The following is a 3,902-nucleotide window of genomic DNA, read 5'->3' as shown; positions in this document are numbered from 1 at the left end:
GGACGCCGGACGGGAGCCCTGCCCGAGGGGACCGAGCGCGTCCTCACGGGTCTCGTCTACTGGTTGGCGGCACCGGCCCTCCTCTTCGCGACCATCTCGGCCACGGACATCCGCTCCCTCGTCGGGGCGCCGCTGCTGGTGGCGGCGGTCTCGGGGGTGGGTTCCGCCCTCTTCTTCGCCGCGGTCGCGGCCCTGGTCTGGCGCCCGCCGACCGCCGAACTCGTGCTCGGATCGATGTCGGCCTCCCTCAACAACGCCGCCTACATCGGCGTCCCCATCGCGCTGTACGTGCTGGGCGACGCCGTGCACGGCGTGCCGATCATGATCTTCCAACTCGGGTTCTTCACCCCGATGTTCTTCGTCCTGGCCGACCTCGTCGGGAACCACCGTCGCCCCACCCCCTGGATCGTCATCAGGGGCGTCATCCAGAACCCCATGGTGATCGCCGCCTTCGCGGGGTTCATGTGCGCGTGGTTCTCCGTGCCCCTGCCCGAGGTGCTCACCGTGTCGACGACCATGGTGGGCGAGGCCGCACCCCCTGTCGTCCTCCTCGCCTTCGGCGCCTCCCTGCTCGGGCAGCGCTTCCGCCTCCACTCCCGTGCCGGGGCGTTGATCACCCTGGCGTCGCTGACGAAGCTCGCCGTCCAGCCGGGGATCGCCTGCCTGGTCGGCCACCTCCTCGGCCTCAACGGCGCGGGACTCATGGCCGTCACCGTCATGGCCGCGCTGCCCACCGCGCAGAACGCGTTCATCGCCTCCACCCGTGCCCACGCCGGTGAGGAGATCGCGCAGGGCGCGGTGCTCGTCACCACCTTCGCTTCCCTGCCCGTGGTGCTCCTGATCGCATGGGTCTTCCACTCCTTCGTGGGGGTCTGAGTCGCGGGATCCCCGTGGGCACGGATGGACGCCCCGTCGGCGATGGGCAATCCTTGGGTCATGACCTCGACTCCCAGCGGACCAGCAGTGATGACACCTCCCGCCCCCGAGGGGGTCCGTGGACCCGGCCTCCTGCCGGAGGGCACCCACCTGCGGGCCTGGGCCCGGGGCCTCACGAAGGTCTACGGATCGGGTCGGTGGGCCGTCAGGGCACTCGACGGGGTCGACGTCGACTTCGAGGAGGCCCGCTTCACCGCGATCATGGGCCCCTCGGGATCCGGCAAGTCGACCCTCATGCACTGCATGGCGGGTCTCGACACCATCACCTCCGGGCAGGTCGTGGTCGGTGACCACGACCTCTCCCACATGGGGCAGCGTGCCCTGACCAGGCTGCGCCGGGAGGAGGTGGGATTCATCTTCCAGTCCTTCAACCTCATCCCCACCCTCACCGCCAGGGAGAACATCCTCCTGCCCCTCGACATCGCCCACCGTCGGGTGGACCGTGACTGGTTCGAGGAGGTGGTGGCCACGGTGGGTCTGGGCGACCGGCTCACCCACCGCCCGGACGAGCTCTCGGGCGGACAGCAGCAGAGGGTGGCCTGCGCCCGCGCCCTCGTCTCCAAGCCCGCCGTGGTCTTCGCCGACGAGCCCACCGGGAACCTCGACTCCCGCGCCGCCACGGACATGCTCTCGCTGCTGCGCCGCAGCGTCGACGAACTCGGGCAGACGGTCGTCATGGTCACGCACGACGCGCGGGCCGCCTCCTTCGCCCACCGGGTCCTCTTCCTGGCCGACGGCCGCATCGTCGAGGACCTCCACGACCCGACCCTGGAGTCGATCCTCGGCCAGCTCGCCGAACTCACACCGGCGGGGGAGGAGGGCCCCGGTGGGGAGCGCGGGGAGCAGGCCCTCGGGGCGGGTGGCCCAGGGGAGGCGAGGGCCGCGACGCCGTCGGGGACGGACCGGGGGACCACGGAGGCACCGGAGCCCACCCCTGCGACCCCGCCGTCCGGGGGTGCCGGACCCGCACCCGTGACCCCGCCGTCCGACGAGGGCGGGGCCGCCCTCGTGAGCAGGACCCGGCGACGCGGCCACCCCGCCCACGCCCTCACCCCTGAGCCCGAGGACGAGCCGCAACCCACGGAGGCAGCAGGCCCCGCGGACGGGCAGCAGCCCGCGGGGGAGGCAGGCCCCACGTCCTCCCCCGACCGCACCGGTGACAGCGACGGGGAGCAGCGATGATCCGCGTCTCCCTGCGGGGGATCCGTGCCCGCCTGGGACGCTTCCTCCTCGCGGTGCTGGCCGTGGCGCTGGGGGTCGGGTTCGTGGCGGGGACGTTCTCCCTGCGCGCGGTGCTGGCCGACACCTTCAACGGGATCGTCGACGCCGCCGCGGACGCGGACGCCTACCTGCGTTCCTCGACGACCACCGGTGAGGACGACTCCACCGGCACCTCCACCCGTGCCCCGGTGTCCGTCGCCCTGGCCGAGGAGATCTCCCACGTCCCCGGCGTCGACGTGGCGGTCGCGGAGACCTCCGGCAGCCTCGTCCTGGTGGGCCACGACGGGACCGCCGTGACCACCACGGGCGCCCCGACCCTTGGCGTGCCCGCGCGTTCCGACGTGCCGACCTTCACGCTGACCGCGGGACGTTTCCCCGCCGCCGAGGACGAGGTGATGCTCGAGGACCGCGCGGCGAGCCTCGCCGGGCTGTCCGTCGGCGACACGACGAAGCTCGTGACCAGTACGGGCATCCTCGACGTCACCGTGGTGGGGACCGCCTCCTTCCCCGCGGCGACCGCGGGCGCGGTCATCGTGGGCCTGGACCCCGCCCTCGCCGAGAAGGTCTACGCACCCAGGCACGGTGTCCTCCATCTCCGTGTACGCCGACGCGGGGACGGGTGAGGAGCAGCTGCGCGACAACCTCCGGGCGTGGCTCGACACGCACGCCGAGGAGGCGGACACCGCCCATGTCGAGACCGTCACCGGGGACACCGTGCGCGAGGAGAACCGCGCCTCCGTCGACCAGATCCTCGGCTTCGTCCAGACGTTCCTGCTGGTCTTCGCCGCGGTGTCGCTGTTCGTCGGTGCCTTCCTGGTCACCAACACCTTCTCGATGAGCATCCACGAGCGCATGCGCGAGTTCGCCATGCTGCGGGCCATCGGCGCGAGTCCCGTGCAGGTCATGGGATCCGTCCTCGCCCAGGCGCTGGTCATCGGGCTGCTCGGGTCGGCCCTCGGGGTGGGCCTCGGTGTCGGCATCGCCAGCGCGATCGCCGCCGTCCTCGAGCACTACGGGATGGAGATCGGCTCGGGGATCGCCCTGACCTGGCAGACCGTGGTCGTGGCCTTCGTGGTCGGCACCGTGGTCTCCCTGGTGTCCGCGGCCATCCCGGGACGCCGGGCCGCCACCGCCGCCCCGGTGGAGGCGATGCGGGCCCAACGCCCCACCGAGAAGGGACTGCTCCTGCGCGGGCTCCTCGGGGGCGTGCTGGTGCTGGCCGGGACGGCCGCCATCCTCTGGTCGGTGCTGCGCCGCACGGCCGACGGCAGCGTCGTCGACCACGCCGGGACCATCCTCGGGGGCGGGGCGGCGGTCCTCGTGGTGGGGGTGCTGGTCGTCTCCCCGGTGCTCGCCCGGTGGGTGGTGCCGGTGCTGGGGTGGCCGCTGGTCCGCCTCGTGCGCCCCCTGGGGCGCATCGCGGTGGGCAATGTGGTGCGCAACCCCCGCCGCACGGCGTCCACGGCTGGCGCGCTGATGATCGGGATGGTGCTGGTGGCGGCCTCCGGCGTACTGGCCGCCTCCACGCGTGCCTCCATCGCCGACCTCGTCGAGTCCGACCTGAAGTCCGACCTGGTCGTCCAGGTCGCCGGTGGGGCGGTCGCCCCGCAGGGCGCAGTGGAGGAGATGGAGGACCAACCCGCGGTCGCCGAGGTCGACGAGTTCCGCGGGGGCATGGCGACCGTCGCGGGCCCGGACAGTTCCGGCGACGGCAGCCCCCAGTTCATCATCTCCGCCCCTTCGGG

4 protein-coding genes are annotated in these 3,902 nt (G+C 72.8%); all 4 read left to right on the top strand.

Annotated elements, in window-relative coordinates; genetic code table 11:
* The coding region (locus TA90_RS11500; protein WP_043536617.1) for an AEC family transporter at positions 1–876 on the top strand (876 nt) is incomplete at its 5' end.
* Between the two features lie 60 nt (positions 877–936).
* Entirely contained in the window at positions 937–2,118 is a 1,182-nt protein-coding gene (locus tag TA90_RS14345) for an ABC transporter ATP-binding protein (protein WP_331394277.1), read from the top strand.
* Entirely contained in the window at positions 2,115–2,780 is a 666-nt protein-coding gene (locus TA90_RS13415; RefSeq protein WP_052450819.1) for an ABC transporter permease, read from the top strand. The genes TA90_RS14345 and TA90_RS13415 overlap by 4 nt, the downstream gene beginning before the upstream one ends.
* On the top strand, positions 2,740–3,902 hold a 1,163-nt coding region (locus TA90_RS13410), incomplete at its 3' end, for an FtsX-like permease family protein (protein ID WP_147513488.1). The genes TA90_RS13415 and TA90_RS13410, both read left to right, overlap by 41 nt.

Source organism: Actinomyces polynesiensis, assembly GCF_000820725.1.
GTDB lineage: Bacteria > Actinomycetota > Actinomycetes > Actinomycetales > Actinomycetaceae > Pauljensenia > Pauljensenia polynesiensis.
This window is presented reverse-complemented; position numbering and strand designations above follow the sequence as displayed.